The 15916-nt window shown below is 73.3% G+C and carries 15 protein-coding genes; 5 read left to right on the top strand and 10 right to left on the bottom strand.

The genetic code is table 11. The annotated features are described in order from the left end of the window. Positions 1-12: 12 nt before the first annotated feature. On the bottom strand, positions 13-534 hold the full coding sequence (locus tag NBZ83_RS04760) for a MarR family winged helix-turn-helix transcriptional regulator (protein ID WP_261564979.1): 522 nt from the start codon (positions 532-534) through the stop codon (positions 13-15). A gap of 338 nt (positions 535-872) precedes the next feature. Between NBZ83_RS04760 and NBZ83_RS04755 the strand changes: the two genes are divergently transcribed. Then, a complete protein-coding gene (locus tag NBZ83_RS04755; RefSeq protein WP_261564980.1) occupies positions 873-2015 on the top strand; it encodes an Mrp/NBP35 family ATP-binding protein in 1143 nt (380 codons plus the stop codon). Positions 2016-2383: 368 nt separating this feature from the next. On the opposite strand, the gene tatB is transcribed toward NBZ83_RS04755, so the two are convergent. The 4 genes from tatB to sigE form a co-directional block, all read right to left on the bottom strand. After that, entirely contained in the window at positions 2384-2899 is a 516-nt protein-coding gene (gene tatB / locus NBZ83_RS04750; RefSeq protein ID WP_261574416.1) for a Sec-independent protein translocase protein TatB, read from the bottom strand. A gap of 66 nt (positions 2900-2965) precedes the next feature. Further along, positions 2966-4312 (bottom strand): S1C family serine protease, encoded by a 1347-nt coding sequence (locus NBZ83_RS04745; protein ID WP_261574415.1) that lies wholly within the window; start codon positions 4310-4312, stop codon positions 2966-2968. 1679 nt (positions 4313-5991) lie between these two features. Continuing rightward, positions 5992-6819 (bottom strand): anti-sigma factor family protein, encoded by an 828-nt coding sequence (locus NBZ83_RS04740; RefSeq protein ID WP_261574414.1) that lies wholly within the window; start codon positions 6817-6819, stop codon positions 5992-5994. Further along, complete coding sequence (gene sigE, locus NBZ83_RS04735) at positions 6816-7628, bottom strand: RNA polymerase sigma factor SigE (protein ID WP_438803286.1); 813 nt, start codon at positions 7626-7628, stop codon at positions 6816-6818. The genes NBZ83_RS04740 and sigE overlap by 4 nt, the downstream gene beginning before the upstream one ends. 165 nt (positions 7629-7793) lie before the next feature. Here sigE and NBZ83_RS04730 point away from each other — a divergent pair, with 165 nt between their 5' ends. The 3 genes from NBZ83_RS04730 (at position 7794) to NBZ83_RS04720 (ending at position 10565) form a co-directional block, all read left to right on the top strand. Continuing rightward, entirely contained in the window at positions 7794-8456 is a 663-nt protein-coding gene (locus NBZ83_RS04730; RefSeq protein ID WP_136448387.1) for an O-methyltransferase, read from the top strand. A 191-nt stretch (positions 8457-8647) separates the two neighbouring features. After that, entirely contained in the window at positions 8648-10093 is a 1446-nt protein-coding gene (locus tag NBZ83_RS04725) for a hypothetical protein (RefSeq protein WP_261574411.1), read from the top strand. A gap of 103 nt (positions 10094-10196) precedes the next feature. Next, on the top strand, positions 10197-10565 hold the full coding sequence (locus NBZ83_RS04720) for a hypothetical protein (protein ID WP_261574410.1): 369 nt from the start codon (positions 10197-10199) through the stop codon (positions 10563-10565). Between the two features lie 48 nt (positions 10566-10613). On the opposite strand, the gene NBZ83_RS04715 is transcribed toward NBZ83_RS04720, so the two are convergent. The 3 genes from NBZ83_RS04715 to NBZ83_RS04705 all read right to left on the bottom strand — a co-directional run bounded on the left by NBZ83_RS04715 (position 10614) and on the right by NBZ83_RS04705 (position 13259). Next, on the bottom strand, positions 10614-12413 hold the full coding sequence (locus tag NBZ83_RS04715; protein ID WP_261574409.1) for a leucyl aminopeptidase family protein: 1800 nt from the start codon (positions 12411-12413) through the stop codon (positions 10614-10616). Positions 12414-12508: 95 nt separating this feature from the next. Next, entirely contained in the window at positions 12509-12676 is a 168-nt protein-coding gene (locus NBZ83_RS04710) for a DUF3117 domain-containing protein (RefSeq protein WP_011438211.1), read from the bottom strand. A 220-nt stretch (positions 12677-12896) separates the two neighbouring features. After that, positions 12897-13259 (bottom strand): DivIVA domain-containing protein, encoded by a 363-nt coding sequence (locus tag NBZ83_RS04705; protein WP_261564988.1) that lies wholly within the window; start codon positions 13257-13259, stop codon positions 12897-12899. 14 nt (positions 13260-13273) lie between these two features. Here NBZ83_RS04705 and folP point away from each other — a divergent pair, with 14 nt between their 5' ends. Continuing rightward, positions 13274-14311: a dihydropteroate synthase gene (folP, locus tag NBZ83_RS04700; RefSeq protein ID WP_261564989.1), complete on the top strand. Its 1038-nt coding sequence runs from the start codon at positions 13274-13276 to the stop codon at positions 14309-14311. Positions 14312-14376: 65 nt separating this feature from the next. Here folP and NBZ83_RS04695 read toward each other — a convergent pair whose 3' ends face one another. Continuing rightward, positions 14377-14985 carry an LOG family protein gene (locus NBZ83_RS04695; protein ID WP_261564990.1) on the bottom strand — a complete coding sequence of 203 codons (609 nt, stop codon included), beginning with the start codon at positions 14983-14985 and terminating at the stop codon, positions 14377-14379. Beyond that, positions 14982-15908, bottom strand: a complete 927-nt coding sequence (locus NBZ83_RS04690) for an LOG family protein (RefSeq protein WP_261574408.1) — start codon at positions 15906-15908, stop codon at positions 14982-14984. Before NBZ83_RS04690 ends, NBZ83_RS04695 begins: the two co-directional genes overlap by 4 nt. Positions 15909-15916: the final 8 nt, after the last annotated feature.

Raw genomic sequence — 15916 nt, 5'->3', positions numbered from 1 at the left:
ACCCACCCGTGCTCACCCGCCCGTGCCGCGCCCCCGGGCCCCGTCGTGATCGGCGCGCGGTAGGCCGAGCCGCCCGAGCAACTCGGCGAGCTGGTCCTGCTCCGCCCGACTGAAGTGGGACAGCACGTGCCGGCCGACCCCCTTCAGATGGGTCCCGGAGGCGGCCCGCAGCCGGTCGAGGCCGTGCGGTGTCAGGGTGGCGAGCGTGCCGCGGGCGTCGGACGGACAGGTCCGGCGGGCAACCAACCCCTCGCGTTCCATCCGGTCGACCAGCCGGGTCAGCCCGCTGCGGGAGAGCAGCACCGCCTGCGCCAGCTCGCTCATCCGCAGCTCGTGGCTCGGCGCCTCGGACAGCTGGACGAGCACGTCATAGGAGGCCAGTGGCAGATGGTGGGCCGCTTCCAGCTCGGCCTCGAGCACCCGGGTGACGTACGCGTGCGCCTGCAGCAGCCCCCGCCAGGCCCGCATGCCGCGCTCGTCGACCCAGTCCGCGTCGGTCTCGGAGCTGGCGCCGATCACCTCTTCGACTGCCATCGCGTCCTCCCGCTGCCGCTTCGATCAGCCTATGCCGTGAAGTGCCCCCACCGGCTGCTCCGCCCGGCACCGGCCGGGCCCCGGCGGACGCCGCGCGGCCGGGAAATCCTGGTCACCGTGATGAGTCGATTTCCGAGTCGGATACCCGACAGGTCCGCCGAACCCCACGGGCCACGCTGGTCGACAACCACCGGTACCGACGGATTCATCCGGATCCTGGCACCCGTGGCTCACAGCCGGCCGGCGGCCCAACGCTGACGAGCTTTCCGCGGGCTATCGTGGAGTCAACGGCGGCTTCGAGGGCCGCATCTGATGCCAATCAGTGACTGAGGTTTCCCTTGTCTCCATCCCGGCCTTCCTCCGACGCGATCCAGTCGGCTCTGGCGACGGTGCACGATCCCGAGATCGGCCGCCCCATCACGGAGCTGGACATGGTCTCGTCGGTCCACGTGCTCGACGACGGCTCGGTTGACATCACGGTGCTGCTCACCGTGTCCGGCTGCCCGATGCGAGATGAGATCATCAACCGCGTCAGCCGCGCCGTCAGCGCGGTGGAGGGGGTGCGTGAGGTCCGTGTCGACCTGCAGGTCATGACGGACGAGCAACGCACCGCCCTGCACACGAAGCTGCGCGGCGGGGTCGCCCCCAAGATGATCCCGTTCGCCCAACCGGGCTCCATGACCAGGGTGTACGGCGTCGCCAGCGGCAAGGGTGGCGTCGGCAAGTCCTCGATCACCGTGAACCTGGCGGCGGCGATGGCCCGCACGGGCCTGTCCGTCGGTGTGCTCGACGCCGACATCTACGGCCACTCCGTGCCGCGGATGCTGGGTATCGAACGCCCGCCCACACAGGTCGAGAAGATGATCATGCCGCCTCAGGCACACGGCGTGCGGGTCATCTCCACCGGTATGTTCACCCGCGGGAACGAGCCGGTGACCTGGCGCGGACCGATGCTGCACCGTGCGCTCGAGCAGTTCCTGTCCGACGTCTTCTGGGGCGACCTCGACGTCCTCCTGCTCGATCTGCCGCCCGGCACCGGCGACATCGCCATCTCCCTGGCCCAGCTCGTGCCCTCCTCCGAGCTGCTGGTGGTCACCACCCCCCAGCTCGCCGCGACCGAGGTCGCCGAGCGCGCCGGCACCATCGCGGTGCAGACCCGGCAGAACGTCGTCGGCGTCGTCGAGAACATGGCCTGGCTGCCCTGCCCGCACTGCGGGGAGCGCGTCGACGTCTTCGGCTCCGGTGGCGGCGCCGCCGTGGCCGAGCGGCTGACCCGGGTCCTCGGCCACGACGTCCCCCTGCTCGCGCAGATCCCGGTGGACGTCCGCCTGCGCGAGGGCGGCGACAACGGCGTCCCCCTCGTCGTCGCCGAGCCGGACAGCGAGGCCAGCAAGGCCCTGCGCGCCGTGGCCGACCGCCTCACCTACCGTTCCCGCGGCCTCGCCGGCCGCAGCCTCAACCTGACCCCCGCCGGTCGCTGAGACACCCGGCAGAGACCGCCCGCGGGCGCCCGGTCCCCCGGTGACACTCACCGGCACCCGGCGCCCGCGGGCGTCCGACTGTGCGCTGCTGCCCCTCGATGTATGCGCGTAGCGGTGTCAGCCACGACCGGGACCTCGACGCCGCGCGGAACATCCTCGTCGAGGGTCAGCGCAAGGTCGCCGCTGGGCGCAAAGACGCGGCAGCGACGCCGAGTCAGGCGGAGACGGTAAACGCCTGTGGAGCTGACGTAGGACCCGGACCTGTCCGGGCGGCTGGCCGCGGAACAGGAACCCACCGAGGTGCCACGTGAACCCGCGCGGCACGGCAGGAACCCCCGTCCCTCAGGGCGGGGAGGACGTCAAGCAGCTCAGGTGGCGTCGGGGTCAAAGGGGGCGGCGTCCGGCTGGACGGTGGCCTGGAGCGGGACGGGACGGGAGGCGGTCGCCTTGGGAGGCGACGACTTCGACAGCAGCGCGGGCGTCGACGGGGCCGACGGCGCGGGGGTGTCGGCGCGACCCGGCTCGCGGGCGGCGTCCTTCGGCAGAGAGGACTTCGTCAGCGACGGGGTCGCGGGCGTGTCGTCGCCGAGGAGCAGCGCGTCCAGTGCGGTCCGCTTCGTCAGATACGGCGGCAGCGGGAGCTCGTCCTCGAACAGGTGCTTGCGGACAAAAGTCTTGGGATGCAGATCCCGGATGTCGAGATCGGCGAATTCCGGGCCGAGCTCGGACCGGAGATCATTGCGCATGCCGTTGGCCATCTGCCGAAGCTGGCGCAGCATGCGCCCCGCGTCCCGAGCCGCCTTGGGCAGCCTGTCCGGGCCGAAGACGAACAGGCCGATCAGCAGCAGGACTGCGACTTCACCCCACCCGACACCGTTGAACACCGGCTGAGCGTACCTCTCCCGATGTTGCCGCGCGGAACTCCTGGGCAACGAAAAGATGTCCAATACTCAGTTCTGTTGTTCCTGGAGTGTCATTTGGGCGGTTGCGGTGACGCCGCCACGCACATAGGTGACGATGACCTTGTCGCCTACCCGGTGCAGCCGAGCCGCCACGAGCAGATCATTCGTCCCGCGGATCGTGTTCGCGTCGATCCGGGTGATGACGTCGCCGACCCGCAGTCCGGCACGGGCCACCGGGCCGTCGGAAACGAGGCTCACCAACCGGGCGCCGGGAACCCCGCCGGTCGCCGTCGCCTCGCCCGCGGTGACGGTGGCAGCCGAGGCACCGACGTAGGGATGGGTGGCCCGACCGGTCGCGATGAGCTCCTGGGCGACGGAGCGCGCGAAGTCCACCGGAATGGCGAAGCCCACGCCGATGCTGCCGCTCTGGGTCTGCTCCTCGTGGCCGGGGACCGCGGCGATCGCCGCGTTGATCCCGACGACCTGCCCGAGCGCATCGAGCAGCGGGCCACCGGAGTTCCCCGGGTTGATCGCCGCATCGATCTGGATTGCGCCGATGAGGACCGTGGCGGCGGTGCCGTTCTCGGCCGGCACCGTCGGATTGCGGTCCAGGGCGCTGACGACACCTGTCGTCACCGTCCCGGACAGGCCCAGCGGCGCGCCGATGGCGACGATCGGCGCCCCGACCACGAGCGAGCCGGACTGGCCCAGCGTCGCGGCAGGCAGCGGCGTCGGCGCCGGAATGCGCAGCACGGCGAGGTCGGTCTGCGGGTCACGCCCGACGACTTGGGCCTGGATCTGGCCGAACTCCTGGTAGCGGCGCACCGAGATCGGACTGCCGTTGGCGACGGCGGGCGCGATGACATGGTTGTTCGTGAGGATGTAACCATCCGAGCTGATGATCACTCCGGAGCCGGTGCCGCCACTGCCGTCGTCGCCGGCCCCACCGACGTCGACCGTGACCACGGTGGGCAACGCGGCCGCGGCGACCGCGGCGACCGTGCGGCGGTCCGTGACGGGAGCCGGACTGCCGACACCAAGCGTCTTCACCGGCTCGACGCTGGTGTCACCTGTGGTGATGGCGACGGCCAGGCCGCTGATCGCACCGCCCACCAGCCCCGCGACGAGCATGCACACGAGCAGCACCCGCCAGCCGAGGACGATCGGGCGCCCCCCCAGCCTCGCGCCGCCACCCGGCCTCGTGCCGCCACCCGGCGCTGACCGCCGCGCCGAGAATGCGGGCGCCGCGGCGCTGCCGCCCTCGCCGTCCTCGCCGTGATAGCCGGCATCGCCGGCATCGCCGGCGCCCCCAGCCCACGGGTCCGGCTTCGCGTCCCCGCCGGGCCCGGCGATGCCGACGCGCCGAGCAGGCCGAGCGGGCCGCAGTGCCGTCACCGATCCGATGCCCCGGGCGGGCTCACGAGCCGGCGCGACGGTCGCTCCCGACCCGGTACGTCCGCTCGGAGCCGACCTGGATTCGGCGGGCCGGCCAGCGCCCCGCCGCAGCGCGGCCATCGTCGCCGACCCACCGCGGTCCCCTGGAGTCGGCTGTGACCCGGCGGCCACGGTGACGTTCCCTGCTGCCTGCGTGGTGAGCGCCCGGCTTCCCGAGGCCTCCGAGGTCGACCTCGAAGGCCGTTCCACCCTGGTCTCAGCCGCCATGGCACCGGTACTACCAGCGCCACCAGCGCCACGGCCGGAATGCCGCCCGTGCCGGGCACCGCTCGACGGGCGCTGCCCGCCCTCGCTCGGCGGGGGTACCGGCGGCCGGCGGACTGACGGGCGCGCCGCGGGGGGCGGCGCTGCCTGCTCCGATCCGGCCGTATCCGGCCCCACGGCATCCGGAGGCGGACCCGCCGCGCCGTCGGCGGGCATCTCGTCGAACACCTCGAGTCCGTCCGGTGCGTCGGGGGCGCTCGCTCGCGCCCCGGCGCCGCCCCTGGTGGGCAGCGCGCCGTCGGCCAGCGGCAGTGCGTCGTTGTCGGGCGACGTGACGCCGTTGGACGTCCCGGCCACAGGTGTGCGCTCAACATCGCGCGCCGGGCCGCCTCGGCCCGCTGGCCCAACTCGACTCTCCGGCGCAGTCCCCTGTGCCGGCACAGTCCCTGTCGTCGGCGGCGTGGTCCCCGCGGCCGGCAGAGCCGCCTGCACCGGCGCTGTCCCCACGGACGGTGCGGACCGAGCGCCCGACGCCGGGCTGCGCACGGGCGGCGCCGGGACGACGCCCGCGGACGGCGCGGCGGAGGGTGGCTGGTCGGGCGGGACCGTTGCCTTGAACGTACGGGGTGGCGGGCTGGTCGGCATCGCAGCCGAGGTCGACGGGATCGTCGTCTCGTCGCGGGCGCCGTGTGCGAAGGGTCGCCGGTCGGCGTCCCGCTCGCCCGGAACCGCCGAGGCCTGCCCTCGGTCGGCGCGAACGGCCGTAGCGGCGGGACCGGCAGCAGCCGGCGGGACGACGGCACTGTCAGCAGCAGCCGAGCCGACGAGACGAGCAGGAGCGGTAGGAGCGGTAGGGCTGCCGGCCTCGGCATGACCGGCGGCGGGTCGCCCGGCGGCCTCATGATCCGCGGCCGGGTCGGTCTCGCCGCACCCGGGCAGGGCGGACGGGTCGATGACCAGGGGTGACCGTTCGAGGCGCCGCGGCCTGCTCGGCGTGTCGACCGGATCCATGCTGGCGATCGCCGCCTTGTTGTCGCTGCCGTCCACCACGACCTCCCGACTCGCTCGTCGCGCGACACGGCGGAACACCGGCAACCGGTTCCGTCCTGGGAGGCCCCGCGCAACGACCTCGAGCGGGTTACACGGTAAAGCCTCAGATCAGAGCAGAGGAGACCTCTACCGCTGAACAGCCGAAAAAAAGCTTTTTAGGTATCGGTTAGTAGCATCTGCCCGTCGCCCGGACGGGGGTGAAAGCGCGGACGGTCCCTGCTGCTCCACACGTCGACCGCCACATGTGGGCACCCCCGGAAGGGAACTTGAGGCAGTACGGATGCGGCCGGCGCAGGCTTGGCGGGGGAGCAAATGTTTCCGCGACGTTCAGTACGCGTCACCGGCAGGCACACGGGAGCGCGACGTCAACGGTGCAACGACACCTTCATCGGCGCGAACATGGGGATCAGGCGCAGGGAACTACCGGTCGAAGAGCCTGGAGCGACTACGGAGGAAACGGTCGGCACCGCGATGGGACCGCCCGGACGCGCGCTGCTCCGGCCGTCCGCGACGGCAGCCCCGGTGACGGCGAGCATCAGCAGCGCGGCGGAGCCGAGCAGCGTGCGGCGCATACTCGAACGCCCTTGGACGGGCCGCAGGGGTGGCGATGGCGGCCGGCGAGGCCGATCCCCCGTTCGGCCCGGCCGGGCTCCCGGCCGACGAGGGGCGCCCCGACGCGGCGCCGCCCTGGCGCCGCGCCCAGTCCCGCCGGGTGATTCGAGGGCTCTGCGGCGCGTTCCGCCCCGGGAGGCCACCCGGTCGGTCGGCTGCGCCGCACGCCGGCCGTGGCCGATGACATCGGGGCGCCGCGCGGGCGACGACGAGGGACCACCGGCAGACGTGACCCGGCCAGCGGCCGCCGAGGCCGCATGGGCGGGCGGAACGGCACCCGCGGGCCGCACGCCTGCGCCTGCAGCCACGCCACCGGAACCCGGCGGGGAGCGGCGATGCTCGGGCTCGGGGTGGGCCGTGCCTGCCATCCCGGCGCCGATGCGCAGCAGTCGGTCGGCGACGTTCTCGGGCAGCGCCGGGTCGCCGAGCGCGACCAACCGGGCCTTCACCTGGCGAAGCGCCGCCACCTCACGCTGGCAGTCCCCACAGCCGGCGAGGTGCGCGAGCGCACGATCCCGCGCACCGGGATCAAGCTGGTGATCGATGAGGGGCGAGATCCGGTCGCCAAGATGCTCGGTCACGCGGGCCGCTCCGCGGGAGCACCACCCTTGCTTCCGGCGGGCACGGCTCCACGCCGCCGCCCGCCTCTGGCACGGCCATCGTCACGGTTTCGCCGTGAGCCGGGCGAGGCGGCCGACTGACCAGATTCGGCACCGGCCGTACCGAGCGCATCGCCCCGGCCGGCCGGGGCCGCGGGACTGGCGTACATGTCGTCCGGGTCCTCGGCGGCGGCGATCAGCACGGCGCCGTCGACGGTGCGGGGCGCGCGGTCCGCCAGCGCGGCCCGCAGCATCGCCCGTCCGCGCGAGATACGGCTGCGGACCGTGCCGAGCTTCACGCCAAGGGTCTGGGCGATCTCCTCGTAGGAGAGCTGTTCGATATCGCACAACACCACGGCGGCCCGAAAGTCGGGTGGCAGCGCCGCGAGCGCCGCCTCGACGTCGGCATCGAGATGGGCCTCGGCGTAGACCGCCTCGGGGCTCGCCTCACGCCCGGCCAGGCGCTCGGTGTCCTCGGGCAGCGCGTCGAAGCGAATCTTCTGCTGCCGCCGCATGCGGTCGAGGAAGAGATTGGTCGTGATCCGATGCAGCCAGCCCTCGAAGGTGCCGGGCGTGTAGTCCGCCAGGGACCGGAACACGCGTACGAAGACGTCCTGCGTGAGGTCCTCGGCGTCATGGGCGTTGCCGGTGAGACGGTAGGCAAGCCGATAGACCCGGTTGCCGTGCTCGCGGACCACGTCCTCCCAGGACGGAGGCACCCAACCGGAAACATCTGTGGTGGCGGCGGCGCCGGCGGCGTCGGAACCCGCCCCGGAGTCCTGTGCAGCCACGGCCGCCTCTCGGTCGGTTCGCGTCGAACGTACCCGACGAGCCGGCCAGGGAGCGGCGAATCCCGCTGCGGACACCGATGTTTCTCCCCTCGTTCCTCGACACGATGCGCGTTGACCAGATGAACGCGCCTCTGTGCTCTCCCGTTCCCGTAGGCTGCGGATGTCATGCCGGACACCGAAATCGGCGAGCTCGACTCCGCCGCCGCCTATGCCGAGGGCTTCCTGTTGGAAGACCCGATCCTTCGTGCTGCCCGCGCCCGCGCCGAGGAGGTCGGGATCGTCCCGGTCAGCCCCGGTGCCGGTGCGGTCCTGCGCTTCCTCGCCGCCGCCGTGAGTGCCCGCGCGGTCGTCGAGATCGGCACCGGTACCGGAGTCTCCGGTACCTGGTTGTTGCGCGGGATGCGGCCCGACGGAACCCTAACCACCATCGACGTCGAGGCCGAGCACCTTCGGCTGGCGCGCCGCACCTACGCCGACGCCGGAATGGCGCCGGGCCGCAGCCGGCTCATCACGGGCCGCGCGCTCGACGTCCTCCCCCGCCTCACCGACGGCGCCTACGACCTGGTGTTCTGCGACGCCGACCGGCGTGAGGGCACCGAGTACCTCACCCAGGCACTACGGCTGCTCCGCCCGGGCGGAGTGGTCGTGTTCGCGGGCGTGCTGGCCGAGGGCCAAGCCGTCGACCCCGGCGCCCGCGGCCCGGACGCGGTTGCCGTCCGCGAGCTCGCCACCGCCGTGCGCGACGACGTACGGCTCACCCAGATGCTTCTCACCACCGGGGGCGGCCTGCTGATCGCGGTGGTCGCCAAGTCCTCACCGGTCGGATAGCGCCCGCGGGGGTGGCGGGGGTGTGCCCACGCGGGCCATCGGCCGGCCCGTCAGCCACTCGCCCGGACGCGGCGGCCAGGGCCGCAGAGTCACCCGGCGAACCCGGCCCGCTGCCGCGGTGCACCGAGGGTTCGGACCGGTAGACGCGTAGGGTGCCCTCAAGCGTGACATTTCGACGCCTTGGGGAGTGGATGGCACCGGCGGCACGGGAGTACCGGCGCTACGACGACTTCGGCGGGTACGACGACCTCGGCAGCCACGACGACCTCGGCGGCCACGACGACGATGGTCGCGGCACCCGCGCCGATCGCGCTGCGCACGCCACCCGCGCCGATCAGGCCCGTCCGGGCGCCTACCCGGGCACCGGTGCCTACGACGGTCGCGGCGGGTACCAGGATCACGGCGGCCACGACGACCACAGCGGCCGCGGCGATCCCAGGGCCTTCGGCGAACGTCGCGGCTATGACGACCGCCACGTTCACGAGGACCACCGCGGCCGCAACGACCGCGGTGGATACGACGACCGCGGTGGATACGACGACTCCAACGGCTATGCCGACCGCGATCCTTACGACCATCCCGATCCATACAACGATCGCGGACGCCAGGACGGCCGCGGACGCCAGGACGGCCGCGGAAGACTGGACGGCCGCGGAGGCCACGACGGCCGCGACAGGTACGGCCCTCCCGGTGAGTACGACAGCCGCGGAGGTTACGGCGACGGCGCCGTCCAGGCCGATCGTGGCACCCTCGTCGACCGTGGGGCCAGATTCGACCGTGGTCGCCGCCCAGTCCACGATGACCACACCGATCCCGGCATCCACACTGTGCCCCACGCGGGTGCGGACCGGGCCGGCAGCGGGGCCTACAGCGGCCCCGGAGGCGGCATCGGCCGCCGGGGCCCTGACAGTGGTCGGCCTGGTCTCGCCGGCGGCGCGGGCCACCGCGAACGAGGGGGGATCGACGGACGCGACCGCGATGGCGGGCCGCCGGACGCGGCCACACGGAACAGCCCGCTGCTTTATGTTGCATTCGTCCTGGTAGTAGCGGTCCTGGCCGGCTCCGCCGGGTACGCGCTGAACCGGCTGGTGGGACCGGCGCACCGAGCGGGCACGGCGCCGACGGCGAGCCCGTCCCCGGCGAGGGCGGGAACGGCCGGCACTGCCGGCTCCCCGACCGATCCGACCCCCGCGCCCGGCACTTCCGGCCCAGGCCAGGGCGGCGCCGGCGGCCTGCTGACGAACCTCACCGCCGAGCAGGTCGCGATCAGACTGGCCGAGGCGGGCCTGCCGCTGCGCACGACCGTCGTCTACACCGCCGCCAGCGACCCCGACCGTCTCCTGGGCGCGGCGGGCGGGTACTTCAGCCGGATCGCGTTCAGCGACCCGCGGGTGGGTTCGAACGAGGTGGCGGGGGCTCCGGTGGGGGCGATCGAGCGCGGCGGGGCCGTCGAGACGTTCCGCGACGCGGCGGTCGCCCAGCGGCGAGCCACCCGACTCCGGACCGTCACCGAGGCAAATCCACTGGTCACCGAGTACGTCTACGTGCGGGGCGGCGTGGTCCTGCGGGTTTCTCTGGTCCTGACCGAGGATCAGGCCAAGGGATACGAGACGGCGCTGCAGCGGCTGACCTTCTGAGCGCCCGACCACCCTGGGGCCGGGCGAGCCAGGGTTGGCGGGACCGGCCATCGACCGGCGTCCGGCCGTTTACGCGGGTCCGTCCCGCGGGGAGGGATGATCCATGAACATCCGGGAGTTCTACCGCGAGGATTCGCGGCGGCAGGCCTCCACCGAGGTCCCGTTCGGGGACGGGTGGACCGACCAGCACGACACCCACAGCACCTACCGGCTGAGCTGGGTAGCGGACACCCGGGAGGTCTACTCGGTCCGCGAGCCGCACCCCGGCGGGATCCTCGCCCGCTACCTCGACCAGCTCCGCGTCGACCAGGCCGACATCGACGAGCTGCGGGTCGAGGTCCTCGCGGTGGCGGACCGCGAGGCAGTCGAGGCGGCGCTGGCGGGCTGGCCCGTGGTGATGGAGGAGCACAACAGCCTGCGCTGGGCCCGCCGCCAGCTCACCAGCCTGAGCTCAGCCGGGGCCGCTTCCTGACCGGCCTCCCGACCGGCATCGCGACCAGCGCAGTCGGGGAGCGAGCCGCTACCCGGTCTGAGCTGACGCGTCCGCCGGCGCGGTGGTGCCCGCGGCCAGCCAGCTGAGCAGGGTGCGGACCCCCCAGCCCGTGCCGCCGCGACTGATCTCGCCGTCGTCGGATTCGGACCGCGCCGTGCCGGCGATGTCGAGGTGGGCCCACGGCAGCTTCCCGGCGAACTCGCGCAGGAACAGCGCGGCGGTGATGGACCCGCCGCCGACGTCCAACGCCCGGCCGATGTTGGCCAGGTCCGCGACCGGCGAGTCGATCGCCGGTCGGTAGTCCTCGGTGAGCGGCAGGCGCCACACCCGCTCCCCGGCGGTGTCGGCCGCGGCAGCCAGCTCCGCGGCGAGATCGTCGTCGGAGCTGAACAGGCCCGCGGTGCGCCGGCCGAGCGCGACGGCGATCGCCCCGGTGAGGGTGGCCAGGTCGACGATGACGTCGGCGCCGAGCTCACCCGCCGCGTAGGCGAGGCCGTCCGCGAGGACCAGGCGCCCCTCGGCGTCGGTGTTGAGCACCTCGACGGTCGTCCCGCCCCAGCAGGTGATGACGTCGCCGGGGCGCATGGCACTGCCGCCGATCATGTTCTCCGCGATGCAGAGCAGGCCGGTCACCCGGCCGGGCACGCCGAGTGCCGGCAGCGCGGTCATCGTTCCCAGCACCGCGGCCGCGCCGGACATGTCGGTCTTCATCCCGATCATCGACACGGCCGGCTTGAGCGAGAGGCCGCCCGAGTCGAACGTGATGCCCTTGCCGACGAGCACCCGATGACCGGGGGCCGAGCGCCCCTGCGTCGCGGCGGGCAGCGTGGGACCGTCGTAGGAGATCCGGACCAGCCGCGGCAGGCGCGGCGAACCTTGGCCCACGGCCTGCAGCCCACCGAAGCCCTGCTCGGCCAGTTCCTGCGGGCCGAGCACGGTCGCGGTGAGGCCGGCCGCGGCCGCGATGCGCACCGCCCGGTCGGCGAGCCATTCCGGCGACTTCACCAGGCTCGGCGTGTTCACCAGATCCCGGGCGATGTACACCCCGAGTGCCACGGCGCGGGCCGCCCCCAGCGCGGCGAGCGCCGCGGGGTCCGCCGCGAGGTCGGTGACCACGACGACCTGGCGCAGCGGCCCGCCGGTGGGTGTCGACGCCTCGCCGCCCGCGTCCGCGCCGGGGCCGGCGGCGTCGATGCCGTCGAGGCCGGCGTCGTCCACCGTGATCTCGTTGACGTTCAACGCGTCGCGCCCGGGCGCGTCGGGGCCGGGCGCGTCGGGGCCGGGCGCGTCGGGGCCGGCCCCGTCCCGGGCGTCGGGCCGGATCCCGCCGTTCGCGAGACGGCCGGGTTGACCGACCCGTTCCAGCAGTCCGGAGACGCGGTAGGAGCCGAGGGCGACCCCCTCGGCGAAGGCCCGCAGGCCGGCCGGCGCGGGCTGCGCGATCACCGCGAGCCGCGCCGATGTGCCGGCCCGGCGCGCCATGGCGGCGCCGGCGGCCCGCCAGTCCCGCGGCTCACCGGCGCCGACACCGACCACGAGCAGTCGGATAACCGACCGGTCCGCGCCGGTGAGCGGGACGGCCAGCACAGAACCGGCGTCACCGCGCAGAGACTCGCTCTCGACAAGACGGTCGAGCTCCACGCCAAGATCGCTGCCGGCCCGTCGGGCGGTCGCGTCGAAGACCGGCCCGTCCTCCCCCGCCGCCAGCACGACGGCGACGACGGAGGCCGCCGCGTCGTTGACACTCCCGGACCGGAGCGTGATCTCCGGCGGCGACCCGATCAGATCATCGAGCACCGGACTCGACGCGGATCCGTCCATGGTCATGTGACCCTCCTCGTCGCCGCCGCCCCATCAACCGCCGCCCGCCCGGCCAACCTCACCCACCGCGGGTCGGCCGCGCCGACGGTACGCAACGACAGCTAGCTGACCGCGGTCTTCAGAGCGTCCCCCAGCGCACTCGCCTCGTCAGCGGTGAGTTCCACAACGAGCCGACCGCCCCCCTCCAGTGGGACACGCATGACGATGCCGCGTCCCTCCTTGGTCACCTCGAGCGGACCGTCACCCGTCCGCGGCTTCATGGCCGCCATCGGTGCACCTCTTCCTGCCGTCGGACCTGCGTCTGGCGACGATTATCCCGTAGACCGGACCGCAAACCGAAACACGTCTCCCCGCGGCATCACAACGGTCGGCGGCGGCGATGGTGAACGGTGGGTTTCCGGTGTCGACGAGCGCGCTGGTGGTCGGTCCCGCGTGACCCAGATCGACCGTCCGTCAACGGGATGCCGAGACCCGTGGGGACTGGGCAGATCAGTCCTGTGACTTGTTCGGCGGCGTGGCGGATCGCTCCGCTGCCGCCGGCTCGGGGCCGATCCGCGCGAAGGTCGCCAGCCGGACGAGCTCGTCGTCGCGCCGGGCCAGCTCCTCGTCTCGCCAGGCCAGCTCCTCGGCCAGACGCAGCAGAACGGCGTCGACCTCGGCCATCCGGTAGCCGCGCAGCGCCATCGCGAACCGCAGGTGAGTGACATCGCCGGCCGTCACCGTGTCGGCGGGCAGGCCGACGGAGGCGCTGTCGGGCGGCGCCGGGGTGAGCCGGTCGAAGCGGCCGACGGCCAGCGCGGCCACGGCGAACACGACAGCGGCCACGATCACAATCTCCACGACGAGCACCACGGGACGATCGTGCCATGCCCCGACCGCCCTGGTCACCCCGCCCGATCTGGCAGTCTGGCCGGGTGGACGCCGACCCCGCCGAGACGACCCCCCAGACGACCGACGCGACCGCCCTGCCCCCGCACCCGGCGCACGCCGGCCGGACCACGCGGGACGCCTCGCCGGGGCGGGACGCCTCGCCGGGGCAGCTGCCGCTGCGGCTGGGGCGGCGGGTGTTCAGTCCATCGGAGCTGGTCGTCATGGCCATCGTCAACCGCACGCCGGACTCGTTCTTCGACCGGGGCGCGACGTACGGCGAGGCCGAGGCCCTCGACGCCGTCGACCGGGCCGTCGACGACGGGGCGGGGATCATCGACATCGGCGGGGTGAAGGCGGCCCCCGGCGGGGAGGTGAGCCCGGCCGAGGAACTTCGCCGGGTCGGCGGCTTCGTCGCCGCGGTCCGCGCGCGTCACGCCGACCTGGTGATCAGCGTCGACACCTGGCGGGCGGCGGTCGGCCGAGTGGTCGCCGGGGAGGGCGCCGACCTGCTCAACGATGCCTGGGGTGGGGTCGATCCGGAGCTCGCCGAGGTCGCCGCCGAGTTCGGCACCGGCCTCGTCTGCACTCACGCCGGGCACCTGCCGCCCCGGACCCGGCCGCACCGGATGACCTACGACGACGTTGTCGCCGACATCGTCACCACCACGGTGGGACTCGCCGAACGTGCGGTGGCGCTGGGGGTTCGTCCCGGCTCGGTGGTCATCGACCCGGGTCACGACTTCGGCAAGAACAGCCGCCACTCGCTGGAGGCCACCCGCCGGCTGCCGGAGCTGGCTGCCACCGGCTGGCCGGTGCTCGTCGCCATGTCGAACAAGGACTTCGTCGGGGAGGCCCTGGACGCCGGGGTCGACGAGCGGCTGGAAGGCACCCTCGCCGCGACGGCGATAAGCGCCTGGCTCGGCGCCCGGGTCTTCCGCGCCCACCAGGTGGCCGCGACAGTGCGCACGCTGCGGATGGTCGCGGCCATCCGCGGCGACGCCGATCTTGCCTTCGCCCGCCGCGGCGTCGTCTGACCCGCTCCGACTGCCCCGCCCCGGCTCCGTCCGCTTCCTTGTCTCGTCCACAGGGACAAAGGCTGTCAGTCGCCTTCGATGATCTCCCGGTCGGTCGGCCGCGGCGGGGCGGCGCCCGCGGGGACCACGCCCGCCGGCGCGGCGGCCTCCAGGCGGTCCAGCGCCTCCTCCACGTCGGCGGCCCAGATCAGCGTGTCGCGGGCGACGTCCCGGACGAACCCGCCCTCGACGAGCTCGTCGACGAGCAGCCGCAGGTGACCGAAGACCCCGCCGGGGTCGAGGACGACGACGGGCTTCGCGTGCAGGCTCAGCACCCGGGCCACCCAGATCTCCAGCAGCTCCTCCAGCGTGCCCAGCCCGCCGGGCAGCGCAAGGAAGCCGTCGGCGCGGGCGTCCATCAGCGCCTTGCGCTCGCGCATCGTGTCCGTGACGATCAGTTCGTCCGCGTCGGTGTCGCTGACCTCCAGTGCCAGCAGCGCGCGTGGGATCACCCCGATGGTGCGGGCGCCGCCGGCCCGCGCCGCCCGGGCCACCGCCCCCATGCACGACACCGAGCCACCGCCGGACACCAGGGTGTGTCCACGCCGGGCGAGCTCCGTCCCGGCCTGGGCCGCCAGCTCCACGTGGGCGGGGTCGATCGCGGACGAGGACGCGCAGTAGACGCAGATGTTCACGGTTCGGCCACCTCCGAGCGGGGCGGCTCGGCGTGCCCGGCTGTACCCTGCACGATGATGCGCACCGCCTCGTCGACATCGTCGGTTATCGACAGGATGTGCAGGTCGGATTCCTTGATCAGGCCGGCCGGCAGGACGGTGGAACGCAGCCACTCCACCAGGCCCGACCAGTACTGCGACCCGATGAGGACCACCGGGAACCGGGTGACCTTCCCGGTCTGGACGAGGGTGAGCGCCTCGAACAGCTCGTCGAGCGTGCCGACCCCGCCGGGCAGGATGACGAACGCCTCGGCGTACTTGACGAACATCGTCTTGCGGACGAAGAAGTACCGGAAGCTGACGCCCAGGTCGACCCAGTCGTTGAGCCGCTGCTCGAACGGCAGCTCGATGCCGAGGCCGACCGACAGCCCGCCCGCCTCCTGGGCACCGCGGTTGACCGCCTCCATCGTCCCCGGCCCGCCGCCGGTGATGACGGCGAAACCGGCCTCGGCGAGCGCCGCCCCGAGACGACGACCCTGCGCGTAGATCGGATCGTCCACGCTGATCCGCGCCGAGCCGAAGACCGTCACGGCCCGCGGCAGCTCCGCGAGCAGCCCGAAGCCCTCGACGAACTCGCTCTGGATCCGCAGCACCCGCCACGGGTCGCCGTGCACGAAGCCCGACGGGCTACGGGTGTCGAGCAGCCGCTGATCGGTGGTGGAACGCTCGACCTGCCCCCGACGGGCGACGACCGGCCCACGGAACTGCTCCGGTGGCGGGTAGCGGCGCTCCCGACCCGTCGGGACGGCCGAATTGACACCGACCCGCGGGCCCGCAGGCGTGCCGTCGGTCTGCGGTGTGGTGGCGGTCGCCTCCTGCTCTGGCGGGGGCGCGGCCGTCTGATCCGAATCTGAGGGGGGCATCACCACGGCACCATAGGACACGGCACGAA

Origin of the sequence: Frankia gtarii (assembly GCF_025403375.1) — a bacterium.
GTDB lineage: Bacteria > Actinomycetota > Actinomycetes > Frankiales > Frankiaceae > Frankia > Frankia gtarii.
This window is presented reverse-complemented; position numbering and strand designations above follow the sequence as displayed.